The following is a 21433-nucleotide window of genomic DNA, read 5'->3' on the forward strand; positions in this document are numbered from 1 at the left end:
GGGCGGGTGAAAAGCCGGACATGCTGGCGGACAGCAACGCGGCCGAGGTCAACGCTTCGTCGTCGGTCATGGGCGGCAGCAGGCTCGGCAGGCGTGCCGCCAGCATCGACTTGCCGGCGCCCGGCGGCCCGACCATTAGCACATGATGGCCGCCCGCCGCCGCGACTTCGAGCGCCCGCCGTGCGCCGCGCTGGCCGATTACGTCGGCCATATCGGGTGGCGCGGCTGCAGGCGAGCCGGGCACCACGGGCGCGGCGACCGGCGCGAGCCTGCCGTCCGGCGCGCCCGCCAGATGCGCGCAGAGCGAGGGCAGGTCGGCGGCGCCGTAGACGTCCACCCCCGGCACGAGTGCGGCTTCGGAGGCGCTGGCGGCGGGCAAATAGAGCTCGGCGGTGCGCGGCGCCGTCTCGACGGCGGTGGCGTGGAGCACGCCGGGCGCCGCCTGGGCCGCATGACTGCGGGCGGTCCCGCAGGCCATCGCAAACGCGCCGCGCATGGGCCGCAGCGCGCCGGTCAGCGACAACTCGCCGGCGAATTCGCGGTGCATCAGGGACTCAGCGGGAATCTGCCCGCTCGCGGCCAGAATGCCCAGCGCGATCGGCAGGTCGAAGCGGCCGGATTCCTTCGGCAAATCGGCAGGAGCGAGATTGACGGTGATGCGGCGGACCGGGAAGTCGAAACCGCAATTCTGCAAGGCGGCGCGCACGCGTTCGCGGCTTTCGCGTACTTCCAGATCGGGTAGACCGACGATCGAAAAAGAGGGTAGTCCGTTGGCGAGGTGGACCTCGACCGTTACTTCGGGCGCGCGGCCAGAGGCCGGCGCGCGACTGCGCACCACGGCAAGCGACATGTTTTCTCCCGTCAGACGGCGCGCCGGCGGCGCGCGCGATCCCCTAAAGCGCTGATGACGTCACGGCTCGCTTGCCAGTGATGTGCAGCATGAATGCGGCTTACGACGTCTGGGTAACCGGCAGCTTCTGTTCGAGCTCGGCCACCCGCCGTTCCAGCTCTTCCAGTCTTGCGCGTGTCCGTACCAGCACCTGGGTCTGCGTGTCGAATTCCTCGCGCGTGACCAGATCGAGCCTCGAGAAGCCTTGCGACAGCATGGCTTTGACGTTGCGTTCGACATCCTTGGCGGGTGAGTTCTTAAGCAGATCGCTCACGCGTGCCTGCAAATCATTGAAGACGTCGTTCGGTTGTTTCATGGTGTTCCCCTAGGGCGCACAAAAAAAGTGCATGTGTCGTTACATCTGTGCTCCGGCTCGTCGCATGGTCGTTTTTGGTGCACGACTGTCAGCCGGCCGCCATTGTGTGAACGCGTTTGGTGCGCGCACCTGCGGCACATGCCTGCATCCGAAGCCTGCGAACACTCTAGCAACGAACCACGTGGCGCGCCACCGTCCCCCGCCAACGTTGGCCATCCGGCCAGGGGTACGCCGAGCTCCCCGTGCGGGACCGGTTCCAGCGGGCCTGAGCGCAACTTGGCATGCGAGTTGCTGTTACTGCCCCGCGCGCACTGCCGGGACGTTTTACGGGGTGCATCGAGGCGGCTTGGACGGGCCGCACCTCGACGCAACAGCTCAGGGGAACCAAGGCTACGCAAACGGGTTACGCAACGGTTACGCAACTACAGCGAGGATTTCATGAAACTGATTACCGCAATCATCAAGCCGTTCAAGCTCGATGAGGCGCGCGAAGCCTTGTCGGCCATCGGCGTCTCCGGAATCACGGTGACAGAAGTGAAGGGCTTTGGACGTCAGAAAGGCCACACCGAGCTGTACCGGGGCGCTGAGTACGTGGTCGATTTCCTGCCGAAGGTGAAGATCGAGGCGGCCGTCTCGGACGACATCGTCGATCAGGCAATCGAAGCGCTGGAACGCGCGGCACGGACCGGCAAGATCGGTGACGGGAAAATCTTCGTCACGCCGATCGAACAAGTGATTCGGATTCGCACCGGGGAGACCGGGGCGGACGCCCTGTAAATACAAGATAGCGATAAGAGGAAACAGAGATGCGTAAATTAATGATGTCCTTGCTGATGGCCGGCTCGCTGCTCGCGGGCGGCGTTGGCGCCGCCCTCGCGGACGACGCTTCAGCACCCGCAGCCGCTTCGGCGCCCGCTGATACGGCCGCGAGCGCGCCGGCACCGGACGCTTCGGCGACCGCTGCAGCCGCCTCGGCCCCGGCCGCCGACGCTTCCGCACCGGCAGCCACCGCAGCCTCGGCACCGGCGGATGCTTCGGCCGCGGCCGCCGCCGCTCCGGCAGCACCGACCGCGCCGTTCTCGGTCGACTCGTCGAAGATCAATTCGGGCGACACCGCCTGGATGCTGACCTCCACCGCGCTCGTGCTGTTCATGACGATCCCGGGTCTCGCACTGTTCTACGGCGGCATGGTCCGCAAGAAGAACGTGCTGGCGACGCTGATGCAAAGCTTCGCGATCACCTGCGTCGTCACGATCGTCTGGGTGGTGGTGGGCTACAGCATCGCCTTCACGCCGGGCGGCTCGTTCATTGGCGGTTTCTCGCGCATCTTCATGGCCGGGATGAACTACGTCCATGGCGACAAGGCGACCACGCTGACCGTGAGCCATCTCGCGCCGACGATCCCGGAAACGGTCTACTGCGTGTATCAGATGACCTTCGCGATCATCACGCCGGCCCTGATCACGGGCGCGTTTGCTGACCGGATGAAGTTCTCCGCGATGCTGGTGTTCATGACCCTGTGGTCGATCATCGTCTACTCGCCGATCGCGCACATGGTCTGGGAACCGACCGGCTGGCTGGCTACGGCAGGCATTCTCGACTTCGCAGGCGGCACGGTGGTGCACATCAACGCCGGTATCGCAGGTCTGGTGTGCTGCCTCGTGCTCGGCAAGCGCGTCGGCTACGGCAAGGAAGTGATGGCTCCGCACAACCTGACGCTCACGCTGATTGGTGGCGCGATGCTGTGGGTGGGCTGGTTCGGTTTCAACGCAGGTTCCGCCGTGGCAGCAGACGGCCGTGCCGGCTTTGCGATGTTCGCTACGCAGGTAGCCACGGCTGCCGCAGCACTTGCGTGGATGTTTGCCGAGTGGATCGCCAAGGGCAAGCCGTCGGTGCTCGGTATCGTGTCGGGCGCGGTGGCGGGTCTGGTGGCGATTACGCCGGCTTCGGGCTTCGTCGGCATCGGCGGTTCGCTGGTGATCGGTATTGCCGCCGGCGTGATCTGTTTCTGGTCGGCTACGTGGCTCAAGGGCAAGCTCGGCTATGACGACTCGCTCGATTGCTTCGGCGTGCACTGCGTCGGCGGTATCGTCGGTGCATTGCTGACCGGCGTGTTCGCAGTCAAGGACATCGGCGGCTCGGACGGCAGCGTGATCCTGCAGGCCAAGGGCGTGCTGACGACGCTGATCTACAGCGGCGTGGTGAGCTTCATCCTGCTGAAGGTGATCGACATGGTGATGGGCATCCGCGTGACGGAAGAAGAAGAACGCGAAGGCCTCGACGTGAGCCTGCACGGCGAACACGTCGAATAAGGATTCTGGGGTTTCACGAATCACGCAATAAAGCACAGCGACTTTGGCCCACCGGAAGGTGGGCCTTTTTCTTTGATGCCACCCAAATCGCGCTAAACTGGTTTATGGAGGGTGATTCCACCGTCTATTGCGCTGATAGCGAGAATGCATCCACCCCCGCTTGCGAATGGAGAAACCGTCCCCAAATGGACGAGGTGTTTGCTCTACAATCTTTTTTCTCCAGTCTGCGAGTGATCAATGGTTCCGCACCTAGTTACGGCGTTAAACGGCCCGCTGCTCGATCTCGAGCGGAAGATCCTCGACGCTACACCCGCCATCGAACGCTGGTTCCGTCTTGAATGGCAGGAACATACGCCGCCGTTTTATTGCTCGGTCGACTTGCGCAACGCGGGCTTCAAGCTCTCGCCAGTGGACACCAATCTGTTTCCCGGCGCGTTCAACAATCTGCCGCAGGAAGTGCTGCCGCTCGCCGTCCAGGCGGCCATGGCCTCGATTGAAAAAATCTGCCCGGACGCGAAGAATCTGCTCGTGATTCCGGAGCGTCACACGCGTAACGCCTTCTATCTCGAGAATGTTGCACGTCTGGCCGCCATCATGCGTCAGGCGGGGTTGAACGTCCGTTTCGGCACGCTCGACGAAAGCATCAACGGGCCGGTCACCATCGCGCTGTCGGACGGTCAGAAGATCGTCCTCGAGCCCCTGGAGCGCTCGGCGCGCCGGCTCGGCCTGAAGAACTTCGACCCGTGCTCGATCCTTCTGAACAATGATCTGTCGGGCGGCATTCCGCCCATCCTCGAAAACCTGCACGAACAATACGTACTGCCGCCGTTGCACGCGGCATGGGCGGTACGCCGCAAGTCGACGCACTTCTCCTGCTATGACGACGTCGCCAAGAAGTTCGCGAAGATGGTCGAAATCGACCCGTGGATGATCAATCCGTACTTTGCGCACGTCGAAGGTGTCGACTTCCAGGAGCGGACCGGTGAGGAAGCGTTGACCGATGCGATCGACGGCGTGCTGAAGAAGATCGCCAAAAAGTATCGTGAGTACGGCATTTCGGAGAAGCCGTATGTCGTCATCAAGTCCGACGCCGGCACCTACGGCATGGGCGTGATGACCGTGCACGACGCCTCGGAAGTAGCGGCGCTGACCAAGCGCGAACGCGCCAAGATGGCTGCCACGAAGGACGGCCTCGAGGTTCATGACGTCATCGTGCAGGAAGGCGTCTACACGTTCGAACGCATCGGCGAGGAAGTCGCGGAGCCGGTGGTGTACATGATCGACCGCTACGTGGTGGGCGGCTTCTACCGGGTTCACGGCAGCCGCGAGCGCGATCAGAACCTGAACGCGCCGGGCATGCATTTCGTGCCGCTCGGCTTCGAACATACGGCTCTGCCCGATGCGCATGCGAAGCCCGGTGCGGCACCGCCGAATCGCTTCTACATGTACGGCGTGGTGGCGCGCCTTGGGCTGCTGGCCGCTTCGGTCGAGCTGGAAAAGACCGATCCGGAAGCGATCCAGGTCTAAGCCTGGTCGCGCCAGGCGCGCAGCCGATGCGCGGCGAGTTGCCGGTTGCCGCGCCTCTTTAACGAATACTGCCAGGGCCGCCCTGGCGCATCAGGATCTTCATGGACATTCTGTTTATCGCCGACCCGCTGGATCACTTCAAGATCTACAAGGATTCGACCTACGCCATGATGGCCGAGGCCGCGCGGCGCGGTCATACGCTGTTCACCTGCGAGCCGAAACACCTGGCATGGACCGGCGCGGACGTCGAGGCGAACGTCCAGCGGTTTGCCATCGTCGGCGACGAAGCGGACGGTCATCGCGAGACGTGGTACGCGGCGGATGCCGCGGCGCCACGCCCGCTGAAGGGCTTCGGCGCGGTTCTGATGCGCAAGGATCCGCCGTTCGACATGGAGTACGTCACGTCGAGCTGGTTGCTGGAGCTTGCGGAACGCGGCGGTGCCCGCATCTTCAACAAACCGCAGGCGATTCGCGATCACTCGGAGAAGCTGGCGATCGGCGAGTTTCCGCAGTTTGTCGCGCCTACGCTCGTTACGCGTGATGCGGCGCGCTTGCGCGCCTTCCACGCCGAGCATGGCGACGTAATCCTGAAGCCGCTCGACGGCATGGGCGGCATGGGTGTGTTCCGCGTGAAGGCGGACGGCATGAATCTGGGTTCGATCATCGAAATGCTGAGCCACGACGGCGCGCGTTCGGTGATGGCGCAGAAGTTCATCCCCGAGATCAAGGACGGCGACAAGCGCATTCTGTTGATTGGCGGCGAGCCGGTGCCGTTCTCGCTCGCGCGGATTCCGCAAGGCAATGAAGTGCGTGGCAATCTTGCGGCGGGTGGGCTCGGCGTGGCGCGGCCGCTGACGGACAACGACCGCAAGATCGCAGAGACACTGGGGCCGGTACTGGCCGCGCGTGGTCTGTTGCTGGTTGGGCTGGACGCGATCGGCGACTGGCTCACCGAGGTGAACGTGACAAGTCCCACGTGCTTCCGCGAAATCATGGATCAGACCGGCTTCGACGTTGCCGGAATGTTCATTGACGCACTGGAGCGCGCGGTCGGTTGAGCGCGTGAGGCGGCGCGCCATGGCGAAGAAGTGTTGGCGCGCCGGAGTTTTTTGGCAGCAGACGTAGCAGCGCATCGGGTAATGCAGAAGAACAGCTGGGCGATGTCCGGCGAACAAGTGGCGTAAGCGCGAAAATGAGCCTGATACAATGCCCGCTCTTCAAGCCGACCCATCGTGGCCCGCAATGCCAACAGGCGTGCGGCTGGGCGTCGGCCTGAAACAGGCATAAAGCAGGCGTTCGCTGTCAGGCCGCGAGGCTCGCCAGACGGGCGCAAGGAGACGCGGTTCCGACCCTCACGACCATCGGCCGGTCGAGGGTATGACGACCGGGCTATCGCCCCGGCCACGGTTCAGGGCCGTTTTTTTGCAGCAAGGCTGACATGGCAGGCATTCTGATCATTGCGCATGCCCCGCTCGCTACCGCGTTACGGGACTGCATCGCTCACGTATATGGCGGCTTACCCGCCCGCATCGGTGTGATCGACGTCTCGCCGGATTGCGATCCGGCTCAGGTTGTCGCGTTCGCGTACTCGGAGATCGAGCGCCTCAAGGAAGAGAACGGCGCCCTCGTGCTGACCGACATGTTCGGCGCGACGCCGTCGAACATTGCTGCCCGGCTCGCGACCGTGCCCAACGTGCGGGTGCTGGCCGGCGTGAATCTGCCGATGCTGCTGCGCGCGGTCTGCTATCGCACCACGCCGCTCGAGACGCTGGTCGACAAGGCGTTGGCAGGCGCAACCAAAGGCGTGCATACGATCAGCTCGGCCACGCCCGTGCCCGTTGCGCCGCCGGAGGGTTCCGGCGAGTGTTTGCCGGCCATGCCGCCCGAATCGGATCTGACCCACAAACACGGCACCACGGGTCTCTGATACGGGCAGTTTCATTCTTCATAACATCAACACCGCGCTTCGGACCATTACATGCTGCAACAGGAAACGACTATCGTGAACAAGCTGGGGTTGCACGCGCGCGCCTCGGCCAAACTGACGCAACTGGCGGGTAACTTCCAGGCGGAAATCTGGATGAGCCGCAACGGGCGGCGCATCAACGCCAAAAGCATCATGGGTGTGATGATGCTGGCGGCGGGCATCGGCAGCACGGTGCTGATCGAGACGGAAGGCTCCGACGAACAGGAAGCCATGGACGCATTGCTGAAGCTGATCGCCGACAAATTCGGCGAAGGCCAGTAAGCGCCGCGTAAAGGATTCGACTGTGTCACCACGCCGCGGCTTGCCGCGGCGTTTTTTTTAGCGCGCCACAATCAGAAAGAAGGCGCTGACATGGTGGCGTCGTCGTGCTCACGCAAGCTCTGGGCTGGCCGGCGCGGCGCGCCGTGACGATGGCGTAATTCTGTTGCGCCGCACAGCGTCGAAGCGGGCGGTAAAGGGCTGCGGAATTTATAATGACGGGCAAGGTCTGAGAGCATTGCAGCGGTCTACCGCGGCATCACACAACTAGAGGAGGTGCGCGTGTCGTTCACGCTGCATGGAATTCCCGTGTCACGCGGTATCGCCATCGGGCGGGCTTATCTGATCGCCCCGGCTGCACTCGACGTCGACCATTATCTGATCGAACCCGCCCAGATCGAGAGCGAGGTCGAGCGTTTCCGTTCGGCCCAGCAACTCGTTCATCAGGAGCTCGACGCATTGCGCGACGATCTCGCGGCCGACGCGCCGAGCGAGATGGGTGCCTTCATCAACGTTCATTCAATGATCCTGAACGATGCGATGCTCGTCCAGGAAACCATCGATCTGATCCGTACGCGCCGCTATAACGTCGAGTGGGCGCTGACCGAGCAACTCGAACGTCTGTCGCGCCATTTCGACGATATCGAAGACGAATACCTGCGCGAGCGGAAGGCCGACATCGAGCAGGTGGTCGAGCGCGTGCTGAAGGCGCTGGCCGGCGCTTCACCAGCGCTCGTCGGGAACGTGCATGGAGCATGCGACGAGATGATCGTCGTCGCGCACGACATTGCACCGGCCGACATGATGCAGTTCAAGACGCAGACCTTCCAGGGCTTCGTCACGGACCTGGGCGGGCGCACCTCGCATACGGCGATCGTCGCACGCAGCCTCGGCATTCCGGCGGCGGTGGGCGTGCAGCATGCGAGCGCGCTGATCCGCCAGGACGACCTGATCATCGTCGACGGCGATCACGGCATTGTGATCGTCGATCCTGCGCCGATCGTGCTCGAAGAGTATTCGTATCGTCAAAGCGAAAAGGCGCTGGAACAGCGCAAGCTGCAACGCCTGAAGTTTTCGCCCACGCAGACGTTGTGCGGCACGCGTATCGAGTTGTGTGCAAACATCGAATTGCCCGAGGACGCCAAGGCGGCGGTCGCGGCGGGCGCGACCGGTATCGGCCTGTTCCGCACCGAGTTCCTGTTTATGAATCACAAGGACAAGCTGCCTGAGGAAGAGGAACAGTTCGAGGCCTACAAGCGTGCCGTGGAGTTGATGAACGGCTTGCCGGTGACGATCCGTACCATCGACGTGGGCGCCGACAAGCCGCTCGACTCGATGAGCGGCGGCGACGGCTACGAGACCGCGGCGAACCCCGCGCTTGGACTGCGCGCGATCCGCTGGAGCCTGTCGGAACCGCAGATGTTCCTCACGCAGCTGCGCGCCATTCTGCGCGCGTCGGCGTTCGGCACGGTGAAGATTCTGATTCCGATGCTCGCGCATGCGCAGGAGATCGACCAGACCCTGGATCTGATCCGCGAGGCCAAACGGCAGCTCGACGACGCCGGTCTGGTGTACGACCGGAACGTGCAGGTCGGCGCAATGATCGAGATTCCCGCGGCGGCCATCGCGTTGCCGCTGTTCCTGAAGCGCCTCGACTTTTTGTCGATCGGCACTAACGATCTGATCCAGTACACGTTGGCCATCGACCGCGCCGACAATTCCGTCGCGCATCTGTACGACCCGCTGCATCCGGCGGTGCTGCATCTGATCGCGTTCACGCTGCGTGAAGCGAAGCGGGCGGGCGTGCCGGTCTCGGTATGCGGGGAGATGGCGGGGGATCCTGCCCTGACGCGTCTGTTGCTCGGCATGGGACTCACCGAGTTTTCGATGCATCCGAGTCAGTTGCTGGTGGTGAAGCAGGAGATCCTGCGTTCGAACATGAAGACGCTGGAGAAGCCGGTGGCCGACGTGCTCGCTTCGTTCGAGCCGGAAGAAGTGCAAGCCGCGCTCAAGCGGGTCGCGCTGGTGTGAGATAGCGTGATGCTTCGGCCTCCGCGGCGGCGGGGGCCGCGCCGCGCTCAGGGCTGATGCGCCTCACCACATACCGGGCAGTCCGGCTGGCGCGCAATGCGCATCGTGTTCCATTCCATCCGCAGCGAATCGAGCATCATCAGACGGCCGATCAGCGGTGTTCCAATGCCGGCAATCACCCGCAATGCTTCGGCCGCCTGCATCGCGCCAATGATGCCGACCGTCGGCGCAAACACCCCCATCGTCGAGCAGGCGACTTCCTCAAACGGTTGATCCTCGGGAAACACGCACGCGTAGCACGGTGATGCTGCGTCGCGGAAATCGAACGTGCTGATCTGGCCGTCAAACCGCAGTGCCGCGCCTGACACGAGCGGCACTCGATGCGCGAAACAGGCGCGATTGATGGCGTGGCGGGTCGCGAAGTTATCCGTGCAATCCAGCACGACGGTGGCCTGCGGCACGGCGGCGTCGAGCCACGCGTCGTCGACGCGTTGTGCGACGGCGTCCACCAGCACATCCGGATTGAGCTTGCCGATTGCATCGCGGCCCGATTCCACCTTGCTGCGCCCGACCGAAGCCGTCACATGCAGGATCTGCCGCTGCAGGTTGGTCAGATCGACGGTGTCGGCGTCCACCAGCGTCAGCTTGCCGACGCCGGCGGCGGCCAGATACATGGCCGCGGGTGAGCCGAGGCCGCCCGCACCGACGACGATCGCGTGTGCATCGAGAAAGCGCTGCTGCGCCTCGATACCGAGTTCGTCAACGAGGATGTGGCGGGAATAGCGGAGAAGTTGTTCGTCGTTCATAGCGAGGCGCGCTGTGCGGCGCGTAGTGACGGGCAGGCGAAGCGCCGGCCGCGCGAGTGGCGTTGCGGTTATTTTAATCGCGCCTGGCAAACGGGCCTTCGCAGCGTGCGCTGCGAAGGCCCGTCAGAGGACCTGCTAGTTGAGACGGTGCTGCCTAGTTGCTTTGCGAAGCCGGCAGCGGCGCGGAGGCCGGTGTCGCGCCCGAAGCGCCCATACCCGGAACCGGCTGGGTGGACTTGACCGCCACCGGAGCCGAAGCCGACTGCTCAGGCTTGCTTTGCGCCAGACGGCGCTCGCTGAGCGACTTCGATTCCTGTACCGGCTTGCCTTCCAGCTTGTTCAGGCCTTGCTGCAACATGAAGTCGTCAGCGGAGCCGAACTCAACCGGCTTGCGGTCGCGGTCCTTCTGACGCTGCTCCGGCGTCTTCTTGTCGTTCTGCTCTTCGAGCTGGCGCAGCTGGTCCATACGCTCCTGTTCGCGCTGTTCCTGCTCCTTCTTCTCGTTCGGATCCTGGGTGTTGGCCAGGTGGTTCGAGTAGTCGACTTCGCGCGTGACGAGTGCGTCGTCCGGATCTCCGTCTGCGTATTGATCCACTGCGACATCCGGGCGAATACCCTTGTTCTGGATCGAACGGCCGCTCGGCGTGTAGTAGTACGCGGTGGTCAGGCGCAACGCGGTGTCGGCGGTCATGGGACGCACTGTCTGCACCGAACCCTTGCCGAACGTGGTCTTGCCGACGATCAGCGCACGATGCTGATCCTGCAGCGCGCCCGCGACGATTTCCGAAGCCGACGCCGAGTAGGCGTTGGTCAGCACGATCATCGGCACGGTCTTGAAGATCGGCGCTTCGTCCTTCAGCGGATCGCTGTCGAACGACGGCAGGCGATAGTTGTCGTACGTGTCGCGATAGACCTGCTTCGAATCCGGAATCTGGCCATTGGTCGACACCACCACCGAATCCGGCGGCAGGAAGGCGCCCGCCACGCCGACCGCGCTCTGCAGCAGACCGCCGCCGTTGTTACGCAGGTCGAGGATCAGGCCCTTCAGGTTCGGTTGCTGGCGCGCGATTTCCTGCAGCTTTTCAGCCAGATCAGGCGTGGTGCGTTCCTGGAAGCTGGTGATGCGGATGTACGCATAGCCCGGCGCCAGGATCTTCATCTTCACGCTCTGCACCTTGATGATGGCGCGCGTGACCGTGAGCGGGAAGGTGCGGTCGTCGGTCTTTCGGAAGATGGTCAGCGTGACCTTCGTGCCCGGGTCGCCGCGCATCTGCTTGACCGCCTGGTCGAGCGTCATGCCGCGCACCGGCTTGTCGTTGATGCGCGTGATCAGGTCGCCCGGACGGATGCCGGCGCGGAACGCGGGCGTGTCTTCGATCGGCGAGATGACCTTGATCAGGCCGTCTTCTGACGAGATTTCAATGCCGAGACCGGCGAAGCGGCCCTTGGTCTGTTCCTGCAGCTCTTCGTAATCGGTCTTGTCGAGATACGACGAGTGCGGGTCGAGGCTCGACACCATGCCCTTGATCGCGGCCGTGAGCAACTTCTTGTCGTCGACCGGTTCGACATATTCGTGCTTGATCTGCCCGAACACTTCGGCAAAAAGCCGCAGCTGATCGAGCGGCAGCGGCGCGGTTGCGCTACTGGCGGGTTGCTGAGCCGAGGCGGAAAGTTGCAGCGTGGCAAAAACGCCGGTAGCAAGGCCCGCGGCGATCAGGCCGATATTTTTCAGGTTCTTTCGCATAGAGTCTGTTGCGGTCGGAAGCGCGTGGCAGCGTCAAAGAGATGGGGACGGACAAGTATAACTGCACACCCGCTCAGGCAGGGCGCAGCGTAGGCAATCGGGTTTCGACAGCGCACGGCATGCCAGGTTCTGCGAGATTGCGGCGCGGTGACGAACGGCCTCTCCGGATGGCCGTGCTAACCGCGCGGCGAGTGCGTGCAGGGCCTTGCGCCACTTACGCCCGGCATTTTTTGCCGGCATGCACAGCGTGTTTCCAGCACTTTTGAATTTCGCTTTATAGGGCAACTGCGCAGGTTCGTGCCCCGGCGGATGCTCGCGTAAACGAGCATGCCCTGGCGCGGCGCCGAAGCGGCCTCGCACCAGGGCGCCTGCCTTTTAGCCGGCCTTGCCTTGCTTGGCGACGGCGGCCTGTGCCTTGGCGATGGCCTCCTGGTCGCCCAGATAGTAGTGCTTGATGGGCTTCAGATCGGCGTCCAGTTCATACACGAGCGGCACGCCGTTCGGAATGTTCAGGCCGACGATTTCGTCGTCCGAGATGTTGTCCAGGTACTTCACCAGCGCGCGGATCGAGTTGCCGTGCGCGGCGATCAGCACCTGACGGCCCGACTTGATGGCCGGCGCGATGGATTCATTCCAGATGGGCAGCACGCGGGCGACCGTGTCTTTCAGGCACTCGGTGAGCGGCAGCTGCTCGCGCGGCACCTTGGCGTAGCGTGGGTCGTTGTAGGCGGTGCGCTCGTCGGACGGGTCGAGGGCGGGCGGCGGCGTGTCATAGCTGCGGCGCCAGACCAGCACCTGCTCGTCGCCGAACTTCGCTGCGGTTTCGGCCTTGTTCAGACCCGACAGCGCGCCGTAATGGCGTTCGTTGAGACGCCACGAGTGCACCACCGGGAGATACATCAGGTCCATCTGATCCTGCACGTGCCACAGGGTACGGATGGCGCGTCGCAGAACGGAGGTGTAGGCGATATCGAACGTGTAGCCCGAATCCTTGAGCAGCAGGCCGGCTTGCTGCGCTTCGCGGTTGCCCTGCTCGGTGAGGTCGACGTCGACCCAGCCTGTGAAGCGGTTTTCCTTGTTCCACGTCGATTCGCCGTGGCGGATGAGAACGAGTTTGTACATAAGATGGCCGGTCGGTAGTGAGGAAGCGGTCGAGCGCGGCGGGCACGGCCGAATGGGCCGCCGCCATCGCGTCAGGCGGTTATTTTATAATGGCCGGATTGCCCCCTTTCTGATTTTTCCGATTTCTCTCTTTTTCGGCGGATTTTCCGTGAAGTTCTTCACCGATTACACAAACCTTGTACTCATCGCGGTCGTCCTCATCTCAGGAGGGTTGCTGCTGTGGCCGACCATCAGCCGGCGCGGCCGTGGCGGCCTGTCCGCAGCGGAAGCGACCCAGCTGATCAACCGCCGCAACGCCGTGGTCATCGACCTGCGGCCTTCGGCGGAGTTCGCGAAGGGTCATCTGCCGTCCGCGCGGCATCTGGAGTTTGCAGAGTTGCAGGCGAAGGTGGGCCAGTTCGTGAAGAACAAAAGTAACCCGGTGCTGTTGGTGTGTCAGACCGGTCAGCAGTCGAACAAGGCGGTGCGCGTCGTCCAGGATGCCGGCTTCGCCGAAGTGCATGTGCTCGAAGGCGGCCTGAACGCCTGGCAGCAAGCCGGTATGCCGGTTGTGAAACAAGGAGCCGTGAAGTGAACAAGGTAATCATGTACAGCACCCAGGTGTGCCCGTATTGCCAGATGGCCGAACGTCTTTTAAAGTCGCGCGGCGTCGAAAACGTCGAAAAGGTTCTGATCGACAAGGATCCGGCCCGGCGTGAAGAAATGATGAGCCGCACGGGCCGTCGTACGGTACCGCAGGTGTTCATCGGCGAGACGCACGTGGGCGGCTATGATGACCTTTCCGCGCTGGATCGCGCGGGCGGTTTGATGCCGCTGCTCGAAGCAGCTTAAAGTCACGGAAGGCCGCCTCGCGCGGCCGGATGCGGCCGCGGGCAAACCAACCAGTAGCAAATCAAGCCGGTTCGTCGACGCCCGCGGTGGGCGGCGCGCATCGCACCGATCCGGCGGGCCGTGGAGACTTGGCCCGCCGTTTTGAACACATTCAGGGAATACCCAATCATGTCCGACGAGAATAACCAGCCGTTCTTCAACATCCAGCGCATCTACCTGAAGGACATGTCGCTCGAGCAACCCAATTCGCCGGCCATTTTCCTCGAACAGGAAATGCCGTCGGTCGAAGTCGAAGTGGACGTCAAGGCCGAGCGCCTCGCCGACACCGTATTCGAGATCCTCGTCACCGGTACCGTCACGGCAAAGGTTTCGGACAAGGTCGCGTTTCTGATCGAAGCCAAGCAAGCCGGCATTTTCGACATCCGCAACATCCCGGCAGAGCAGATCGACCCGCTCGTCGGCATTGCCTGCCCGACCATTCTGTTCCCGTACCTGCGCTCGAACATCGCCGACGCCATCACGCGTGCCGGCTTCCCGCCGATCCACCTCGCCGAAATCAACTTCCAGGCCCTGTACGAGCAACGTCTCGCGCAGATGGGCTCGCAGGAAGGCGCGGCGCAAAACGGCGTCACGCACTAAGGCGCCGCGCGCAGTGCCGGGTATGAAAGTCGCCGTTCTCGGCGCTGGTGCATGGGGCACCGCACTCGCGGGCCACCTGGCCTTGCGGCACGACACCGTGCTGTGGGCGCGCGAGCCGGCGCTCATTGCCGAACTTGCCGGGTCCGGCGAAAACGCCCGCTATCTGGCGGGCGTTGCGTTGCCGGCCGGGCTGCGCTACGAAGCGGAGCTGGCTGCGGCACTGGATCACGCGCTCGCCGACCACGCGCTGTGCGTCGTCGCGACGCCGGTGGCGGGCTTGCGCGGGCTCTTCCAGGCCATGCGCGACGCCGGCAAGGTGCCGGCCAATGTGGTCTGGCTCTGCAAGGGCTTCGAAGCCGATACCCAATTGTTGCCGCATCAGGTGGTCGCCGCTGAACTGGCCGGGCACGGCAGCAACGGCGTGCTGTCCGGCCCGAGCTTCGCGCGCGAAGTGGGGCAGGGGCTGCCGGTCGCACTGACCGTGGCCAGCGCGTCGGCGGTCTGCCGCGAGCGGACCGTTGCCGCGTTCCATCATGGCGCCATGCGCATCTATACCGGCGACGACCTCGTCGGGGTGGAAGTGGGCGGTGCGGTGAAGAACGTATTGGCCATCGCCACGGGTATCGCGGATGGCCTGGGTCTTGGCCTCAACGCGCGGGCGGCGCTGATCACCCGCGGGCTCGCCGAAATGTCGCGTCTTGGCGTGACGCTCGGCGGCCGGGCGGAGACGTTCACCGGGCTCACGGGCCTCGGCGACCTGATTCTGACCGCAACGGGCGATCTCTCGCGCAATCGCACGGTCGGCATGCAGCTTGCGGCGGGACGCTCGCTTGACGATATCCTCGGCGCCCTCGGTCACGTGGCCGAAGGTGTGCGGTGTGCGCAGGCAGTGCTGGCCATCGCACGCACCCATGCCATCGACATGCCCATCACCCAGGCAGTCTGTGCGGTGCTGTTCGATGGGGTCGCGCCGCGCGATGCGGTCGACGCGCTGCTACGCCGGGACGCGAAAGCGGAATAACAGCGGTTTAGCCGTTCGGCCGTCTAGCCGTTCGGCGCAACACGAGGCGCCATCAGGCGTCCGCTTTGCGCTGAACGGTTGCCCTCTCTTCGTTGTCCACGTCTTATGGACGTTTCGGATAGCGAGGTCTCCATGCTCACAATCGGTCATTGCACACTCGAAGCGCGAGTGGTGGACATCACGACGCTCGCGGTGGATGCGATCGTCAACGCGGCGAATACGTCGCTTCTGGGCGGTGGTGGCGTCGACGGCGCGATTCATCGCGCGGCCGGCCGCGAACTGCTGCGCGACTGCGAAAAGCTGGGCGGCTGCGCGACAGGCGACGCGAAACTCACCCGTGGTTACCAGTTGCCGGCCACCTATGTGATTCATGCGGTAGGCCCGGTGTGGCACGGTGGCGCGCGAGGTGAAGCGGACTTGCTGGCGTCGTGTTACCGGCGCTCGCTGGAACTGGCACAACAGGCTCAGTGCAAAGACATCGCGTTTCCGGCCATCAGCTGCGGCGTCTACCGTTTTCCCGCGGACCAGGCCGTGCGCATCGCAGTGCACACGGTGATCGAGACATTGCCGCACGCGGCGTCCGTCGAACGGGTGGTGTTCGCCTGCTTCGACGACGCCATGTTTGCGCGCTACGAGGCCGAACTGGAGCGCCGCGCGAGTCCTTAGGCCATGCGGGTCATCAGCCGCATTCAGGTTGCTCCGGCAACTGGGCGCCGTCAGGCGCCGCCTTCAAAGCCAGCCTGCCGCCACGCTTCGAACACCACCACCGCGACGGTATTCGACAGATTCAGGCTGCGGTTGCCGGGACGCATCGGCAAGCGCACGCGTTGTTCATTGGCGAACTGATCCAGCACCTCGTTGGGCAAGCCGCGTGTCTCCGCGCCGAATACGAACCAGTCATCAGGCAGAAACGTGTGCGCGTGAAATGCGCCCGAACCGCGCGTTGTGAAGGCGAACATGCGCGTTGCATCGGGTGTCTCTCTGGCGATAAACGCCGCCCAATCCGCATGCACATGCATTTGCGCGTACTCGTGATAGTCGAGGCCGGCACGGCGCATTTTGGCGTCGTCAAGCGGAAAGCCGAGCGGCTCGATCAGATGCAGTCGCGCGCCGGTATTGGCGCACAGACGAATGACGTTGCCGGTATTGGGCGGAATTTCCGGTTCGACGAGAACGACGTTAAACATGGTGTAAGCCTGTGGAGTCTAGTTTTTCGGCGTGCGCAGGGCGACGAAGTTCGTCACGCGCCGCGCGCCCGCCGTCTTCAGTACGCGGGCGAGCGCTTCAAGGGTGGCACCCGTGGTCATGACGTCGTCGACGATGCCGACGTGCAGTCCTTGCACCGGTGCGGTGACCTTGAACGCACGGCCGACGTTCAGCCGGCGGGCGTCCAGGTCGAGTCGCGACTGACGCGCGGTCTCGATCACGCGAGTGACCAGCGTGGCGTCGCTGCGCACCTGCAGCGCGCGGGCAAGCGGCCGCGCAATTTGCCACGCCTGGTTGTAACCGCGTTCGACCAGCCGCTTTGGCGCAAGCGGCACAGGTGCAAACACGTCCGGCCGTTCCGATGCGTCCAGCATATCGTCCGCGAGGCGCGCGAGCCGCTGCCCGAACTCCTGCGCGAGCATCAGCCGTGCGCGAAACTTCAGACCGACTGCCAGCGCGTCGAGCGGCGCCCGATAGTCGGCGAGCGCGAGCGTCGCGTCGAACGGCGGAGGCACCCTCGTGCAGTCGCCACAGCGATACAGCCGCCCGCTTCCACGCCGCGAAACGGACAGCGGGACAGCGCAGACCGTGCAGCGCAGATGCGTTTCATTCGAGTACGCCTCGTCACACCCTGCGCAAAGTGTGTTCTGCGACAAATTGCCGCATAGCGCACATAAATTGGGTAGCGCAGCGTGAATCAGGCGTGGCCAGAGCGCACCCAGCCGATTTGCAAAATGTGTAACTTCGCGCCCGACCAGCGAACGGGTTGAAGAACTGAACGCCTGGAATTGCATGGATGGGCCGCCTGCGAAGGCCTCCTGCGCTGAACGGTGGGGAGCGAGCGAGTATACTTCGCACTCTTCGTCCGCACGACTCCCATGTCCTCATCTCCCGCAAAATCTGGCCGTCCGGCCTATGATTCCCGGCGTCTTCAGCGGATTTTCGATCGCCGCGCTGCCACCTTCGACGAGGTTGCGTTCCTGCCGCGCGAGATTGCGCAGCGGATGCGCGAGCGCCTCGATTTCATCAAGGTGAGTCCTGCCAGTGTTCTCGACGCCGGCTGTGGCGCGGGCGACGACCTGCCCGGCCTGCGCGAGCGCTTCCCCGAAGCGCCCGTCTACGGCACCGACCTCTCGCATGCGATGCTGACCCGCGCCCTGCGGCACGACGCGGGCGACACCAGCTGGCGACGCTTCCTGCCGGCTTCGATCGGCAAGGCGCTTGGCGCACGCGGGCCGCGTTTCGCGCAGGCCGATTTCTCGGCGCTACCGTTCGCGGCGGGCGCCTTCGAATTCATCTGGTCAAACCTCGCACTGCACTGGCACTCGCGGCCCGATCAGGTGTTCCCCGAATGGCAGCGCGTGCTGAAGGTGGGCGGCCTCCTGATGTTCAGCACGCTCGGTCCCGACACCCTCAAGGAATTGCGCGGCGCCTATGCCGAAGTCGAGGCTGCCTACGGTGTGCCGTCCCGCAAGCATGTGATCGATTTCGTGGACATGCACGATCTGGGCGATATGCTGGTAGAGAGCGGCTTCGAAATTCCGGTGATGGACCAGGAAACGCTCACCATCACCTACAAGTCCCCGCAGTCGCTGCTTGCGGATGTGCGCCGCTGGGGCGCCTATCCGTTCGAGCGTGAGGCGTCTTCAAACGCGGCGGCGCGGCGTCTGCACAAGGCATTGCTGGCTGCGCTGGAAGCGCGCCGGCGCGCTGACGGCACGCTTGCGCTGACCTTCGAGGTGATTTACGGCCATGCGTGGAAAGCAGTGCCGCGCACCACGGCTGAAGGTCACGGAATCGTCCGTCTGGAAGACATTGGCCGGGGTCAGGCGAAGAAACGCTAAGGTGGTAAAGAGGGCATCTGTTATGTCTGAAATTACCAGGGTAAAAGACCCTTGCGGGTTGCGTCAAAACGGCGCAGAGGCTTATCCGGCCGGGCTTCCAGGCCGATAGGACCTTGCTTGTGGATGCCATAGAACGCGCCTATAATGCGTCAGTTTGTCGCTCGGACATCCCACATCCGCAGCCGGCAAGCCCGAAGGCGCTGGACTGCAGGGAAGAAGTAGCAGGCAGGGGTAAGGGGCAATTCGCGGGAGACAGCGATGGCGTCATCTGATCTGCTGGCGGATTCGGAACCGGTCCTCAAAGACTGGACGATGAAACGCAACTGTTCGGTTTCGCCGAAGCAGTTTGTATGCTTCTATGTGTCGCTCGCAGCGGTCTCGCTATTGATCGCTTTCATGCTGGTTCTGGTCGGCGCCTGGCTGGTGCTGCCGTTCACCGGCATCGAGTTGCTGGCCGTAGGTATCGCTTTTGCAATTTACGCGCGTCACGCTGTCGATTACGAACGCATCAGGCTCTTCCCAAACCGGCTTGTCATCGAGCGGGTGAGTGCGGAGCAACTCACGCAGTTCGAATTCAATCCGCGCTGGGTGCGGGTCGAACCAGGCGCAACGCCGCGTGACCAGATCAAACTGGTCTCGCGCGGCCAGACGATCATGATCGGGCAACACCTCGCGCAGTATCGGCGCGCGCAGTTCGCAGGTGAATTGCGCATGTGGCTCAGGCGCTGTTAGATGTACTGAGCCTCACGTCGTTCCAGGGGACACGCGAGACAGCCTTCCAGCGGGGTCGAGGGTTTGAATGGAAATTTTGGGTAAGGAAGCTATGAAAACAATCAAGCGAGCCCTCATGGGCGGGCTGGCGCTGAGCGGGCTGCTGTTTGCCGGCGCTGCGCTGGCAGTGGGTGATAGCCCTGGCGGCCCCGCCGTCAACGAGATCAACCTCCAGCCGCCTGCCACCGCTATCGCTGAGGAGCTCTATCACCTTCACACGTTCATGCTGATCCTCTGTACGGTGATCTTCGTGGGCGTGTTCGGCGTGATGTTCTATTCAGTCTTCGCGCACCGCAAATCGAAAGGCCACAAGGCCGCCCATTTCCACGAAAGCACCACCGTCGAAATCATCTGGACGATCGTGCCGTTCGTCATCGTCGTGCTGATGGCGCTGCCCGCCACCAAGACCGTCGTTGCCATGAAGGACACCACGAACTCCGACGTCACCATCAAGGTGACGGGATATCAGTGGAAGTGGGGCTACGACTACGTCAAGGGCCCGGGTGAAGGCATCAGCTTCCTGTCCACGCTGTCCACGCCCCGCGCCGAAACCGACGGCAAGCAACCCATAACCGATACGTATCTGCAGGAAGTCGACAATCCGCTCGTGGTCCCGGTCGACAAGAAGATCCGCATCATCACCACCGCCAACGACGTCGTCCACTCCTGGTACGTGCCGGCCTTCGGCGTCAAGCAGGATGCGATTCCCGGCTTCGTGCGCGACACCTGGTTCAAGGCCGACAAGACGGGCACCTTCCGCGGCTTCTGTACGGAACTGTGCGGCAAGGAACACGCCTTCATGCCGGTCGTGGTCGAAGTGCTCTCCGCTGACGACTATGCGAAGTGGGTCGACGACCAGAAGAAGAAAATGGCCGCGGGCGCCGACGATCCGAACAAGACCTACACGATGGCCGAGCTGATGGAGCGCGGCGGCAAGGTCTACTCGTCGAACTGCGCGGTGTGTCACCAGCCTACCGGCAAGGGCGCAGGCGCGTTCCCGGCGCTCGACGGCAGCAAGATCGCCAACGGCCCGATCGCACAGCATGTGAGCCTCGTGCTCAAGGGCAAGAACGCCATGCCTTCGTGGGCGCCCACGCTGAATGACGTCGAAATCGCGTCGGTGATCACCTACGAACGTAATTCGTGGGGCAACCACACCGGCGACATTCTCCAGCCGAAGCAGGTGGCAGACGCACGCAATGGCAAGCTGCCGGAAGGCGGCGACCATCTGGCAGACGCCGCAGCGGGCGCAAGCGGCGCCGCAGCGGCGAGCGGTGCGGCAGCGGGCGGGTCGGACGCGGCGTCGGCGGCTCCGGCTGCGGGCGGTTCGGACAGCGGCGCGTCGGCACAGCAAGCCAGCCTGCCGGCCAACGTCTACTTCGAAACTGGCAAGAGCACGCTGCCGGACGACGCCAAAGATGCCGTCGCAGCCGCGGCAGACTACGCAAAGGCGCATCCTGACGCGAAGTTCCTGCTGTCGGGATTCACTGATGCCACGGGCTCAGCCGACGCCAACGCGAAGCTCGCGAAGAGCCGCGCTGAAGCCGTGCGCGACGCGCTGAAAGCAGCAGGCATCGCCGAAGACCATATTATCTTGAAGAAGCCGGAAGCGATCACCGGCGGCAGCGACGCAAAAGAAGCCCGCCGCGTTCAGATCAACCCGGCCGCCTGACGTGTTCCTGGTCGGCACCGCAGTATTTGCTTTAGGAGATTGTCATGTCTAGCGTTGGACACGATGTAGTCGCAGGCCACGAGCACGTGCACGGCGACCATGCCCACGGTACGCCGCATGGCTGGCGCCGCTGGTTGTACGCCACGAACCACAAGGACATCGGTACGCTGTACCTGATCTTCTCGTTCGTCATGTTCCTGTCCGGGGGCGTGATGGCGCTGATGATCCGTGCCGAACTGTTCGAACCGGGTCTGCAGATCATGCGCCCCGAATTCTTCAACCAGTTGACCACCATGCACGGCCTGATCATGGTGTTCGGCGCGATCATGCCGGCCTTCGTCGGTTTCGCGAACTGGATGATTCCGCTACAGATCGGCGCGTCCGACATGGCGTTCGCGCGCATGAACAACTTCAGCTTCTGGCTGTTGCCGGTGGCGGCTGTGCTGCTGGTAGGGTC

23 protein-coding genes are annotated in these 21433 nt (G+C 63.6%); 16 read left to right on the plus strand and 7 right to left on the minus strand.

Translation table 11 applies throughout. The annotated features are described in order from the left end of the window. Window positions 1-850, minus strand: an 850-nt coding sequence (locus VGH41_RS02580; protein WP_331595782.1) for a magnesium chelatase domain-containing protein, incomplete at its 3' end; no start/stop codon positions are given. Window positions 851-950: 100 nt separating this feature from the next. Next, window positions 951-1205 carry an accessory factor UbiK family protein gene (locus tag VGH41_RS02585; RefSeq protein WP_331595783.1) on the minus strand — a complete coding sequence of 85 codons (255 nt, stop codon included), beginning with the start codon at window positions 1203-1205 and terminating at the stop codon, window positions 951-953. Between the two features lie 438 nt (window positions 1206-1643). Here VGH41_RS02585 and VGH41_RS02590 point away from each other — a divergent pair, with 438 nt between their 5' ends. The 7 genes from VGH41_RS02590 (at window position 1644) to ptsP (ending at window position 9320) form a co-directional block, all read left to right on the plus strand. After that, complete coding sequence (locus VGH41_RS02590) at window positions 1644-1982, plus strand: P-II family nitrogen regulator (RefSeq protein WP_006048089.1); 339 nt, start codon at window positions 1644-1646, stop codon at window positions 1980-1982. Between the two features lie 29 nt (window positions 1983-2011). Then, window positions 2012-3517: an ammonium transporter gene (locus VGH41_RS02595; RefSeq protein ID WP_331595784.1), complete on the plus strand. Its 1506-nt coding sequence runs from the start codon at window positions 2012-2014 to the stop codon at window positions 3515-3517. Between the two features lie 237 nt (window positions 3518-3754). Further along, complete coding sequence (gshA, locus tag VGH41_RS02600; protein WP_331595785.1) at window positions 3755-5044, plus strand: glutamate--cysteine ligase; 1290 nt, start codon at window positions 3755-3757, stop codon at window positions 5042-5044. A gap of 101 nt (window positions 5045-5145) precedes the next feature. Beyond that, window positions 5146-6102: a glutathione synthase gene (gene gshB / locus VGH41_RS02605; protein ID WP_331595786.1), complete on the plus strand. Its 957-nt coding sequence runs from the start codon at window positions 5146-5148 to the stop codon at window positions 6100-6102. Window positions 6103-6482: 380 nt separating this feature from the next. Continuing rightward, window positions 6483-6971 carry a PTS mannose transporter subunit IIA gene (locus tag VGH41_RS02610; RefSeq protein WP_331595787.1) on the plus strand — a complete coding sequence of 163 codons (489 nt, stop codon included), beginning with the start codon at window positions 6483-6485 and terminating at the stop codon, window positions 6969-6971. A 51-nt stretch (window positions 6972-7022) separates the two neighbouring features. Further along, window positions 7023-7292 carry an HPr family phosphocarrier protein gene (locus tag VGH41_RS02615; protein WP_331595788.1) on the plus strand — a complete coding sequence of 90 codons (270 nt, stop codon included), beginning with the start codon at window positions 7023-7025 and terminating at the stop codon, window positions 7290-7292. Window positions 7293-7571: 279 nt separating this feature from the next. After that, window positions 7572-9320 (plus strand): phosphoenolpyruvate--protein phosphotransferase, encoded by a 1749-nt coding sequence (gene ptsP, locus VGH41_RS02620; protein WP_331595789.1) that lies wholly within the window; start codon window positions 7572-7574, stop codon window positions 9318-9320. 47 nt (window positions 9321-9367) lie between these two features. Here ptsP and VGH41_RS02625 read toward each other — a convergent pair whose 3' ends face one another. From VGH41_RS02625 to gpmA, 3 genes are all read right to left on the minus strand, one after another. Then, on the minus strand, window positions 9368-10126 hold the full coding sequence (locus tag VGH41_RS02625; protein ID WP_331595790.1) for a molybdopterin-synthase adenylyltransferase MoeB: 759 nt from the start codon (window positions 10124-10126) through the stop codon (window positions 9368-9370). 154 nt (window positions 10127-10280) lie between these two features. Next, window positions 10281-11870 (minus strand): S41 family peptidase, encoded by a 1590-nt coding sequence (locus VGH41_RS02630; protein WP_331595791.1) that lies wholly within the window; start codon window positions 11868-11870, stop codon window positions 10281-10283. Window positions 11871-12245: 375 nt separating this feature from the next. Then, on the minus strand, window positions 12246-12992 hold the full coding sequence (gpmA, locus tag VGH41_RS02635) for a 2,3-diphosphoglycerate-dependent phosphoglycerate mutase (RefSeq protein ID WP_331595792.1): 747 nt from the start codon (window positions 12990-12992) through the stop codon (window positions 12246-12248). 148 nt (window positions 12993-13140) lie between these two features. Between gpmA and VGH41_RS02640 the strand changes: the two genes are divergently transcribed. The 5 genes from VGH41_RS02640 (at window position 13141) to VGH41_RS02660 (ending at window position 16149) form a co-directional block, all read left to right on the plus strand. Continuing rightward, a complete protein-coding gene (locus VGH41_RS02640; protein ID WP_331595802.1) occupies window positions 13141-13566 on the plus strand; it encodes a rhodanese-like domain-containing protein in 426 nt (141 codons plus the stop codon). Beyond that, a complete protein-coding gene (gene grxC / locus VGH41_RS02645) occupies window positions 13563-13823 on the plus strand; it encodes a glutaredoxin 3 (RefSeq protein WP_074300906.1) in 261 nt (86 codons plus the stop codon). The genes VGH41_RS02640 and grxC overlap by 4 nt, the downstream gene beginning before the upstream one ends. Window positions 13824-13991: 168 nt before the next feature. Then, window positions 13992-14462, plus strand: coding sequence for a protein-export chaperone SecB (gene secB / locus VGH41_RS02650; RefSeq protein WP_331595793.1), 471 nt, complete (start codon window positions 13992-13994; stop codon window positions 14460-14462). Between the two features lie 22 nt (window positions 14463-14484). Beyond that, the gene (locus tag VGH41_RS02655) at window positions 14485-15483 is read left to right on the plus strand and encodes an NAD(P)H-dependent glycerol-3-phosphate dehydrogenase (RefSeq protein ID WP_331595794.1); all 999 of its coding nucleotides are present in this window, start codon (window positions 14485-14487) and stop codon (window positions 15481-15483) included. Window positions 15484-15615: 132 nt separating this feature from the next. After that, window positions 15616-16149, plus strand: coding sequence for an O-acetyl-ADP-ribose deacetylase (locus VGH41_RS02660; protein ID WP_331595795.1), 534 nt, complete (start codon window positions 15616-15618; stop codon window positions 16147-16149). A 50-nt stretch (window positions 16150-16199) separates the two neighbouring features. Here the strand turns inward: VGH41_RS02660 and trmL are convergent, their stop codons facing one another. Further along, on the minus strand, window positions 16200-16670 hold the full coding sequence (gene trmL / locus VGH41_RS02665) for a tRNA (uridine(34)/cytosine(34)/5-carboxymethylaminomethyluridine(34)-2'-O)-methyltransferase TrmL (RefSeq protein WP_331595796.1): 471 nt from the start codon (window positions 16668-16670) through the stop codon (window positions 16200-16202). Between the two features lie 18 nt (window positions 16671-16688). Beyond that, a complete protein-coding gene (locus VGH41_RS02670; protein WP_331595797.1) occupies window positions 16689-17483 on the minus strand; it encodes a ComF family protein in 795 nt (264 codons plus the stop codon). 84 nt (window positions 17484-17567) lie between these two features. Here VGH41_RS02670 and VGH41_RS02675 point away from each other — a divergent pair, with 84 nt between their 5' ends. The 4 genes from VGH41_RS02675 to VGH41_RS02690 all read left to right on the plus strand — a co-directional run. Then, window positions 17568-18533: a methyltransferase domain-containing protein gene (locus VGH41_RS02675; RefSeq protein ID WP_331595798.1), complete on the plus strand. Its 966-nt coding sequence runs from the start codon at window positions 17568-17570 to the stop codon at window positions 18531-18533. A gap of 258 nt (window positions 18534-18791) precedes the next feature. Then, a complete protein-coding gene (locus tag VGH41_RS02680) occupies window positions 18792-19265 on the plus strand; it encodes a DUF2244 domain-containing protein (protein WP_331595799.1) in 474 nt (157 codons plus the stop codon). A 67-nt stretch (window positions 19266-19332) separates the two neighbouring features. Beyond that, a complete protein-coding gene (coxB, locus tag VGH41_RS02685) occupies window positions 19333-20976 on the plus strand; it encodes a cytochrome c oxidase subunit II (protein ID WP_331595800.1) in 1644 nt (547 codons plus the stop codon). Window positions 20977-21020: 44 nt separating this feature from the next. Further along, window positions 21021-21433, plus strand: a 413-nt coding sequence (locus VGH41_RS02690) for a cbb3-type cytochrome c oxidase subunit I (RefSeq protein WP_331595801.1), incomplete at its 3' end; no start/stop codon positions are given.

This window comes from Paraburkholderia sp., assembly GCF_036488795.1.
Taxonomy (GTDB): domain Bacteria; phylum Pseudomonadota; class Gammaproteobacteria; order Burkholderiales; family Burkholderiaceae; genus Paraburkholderia.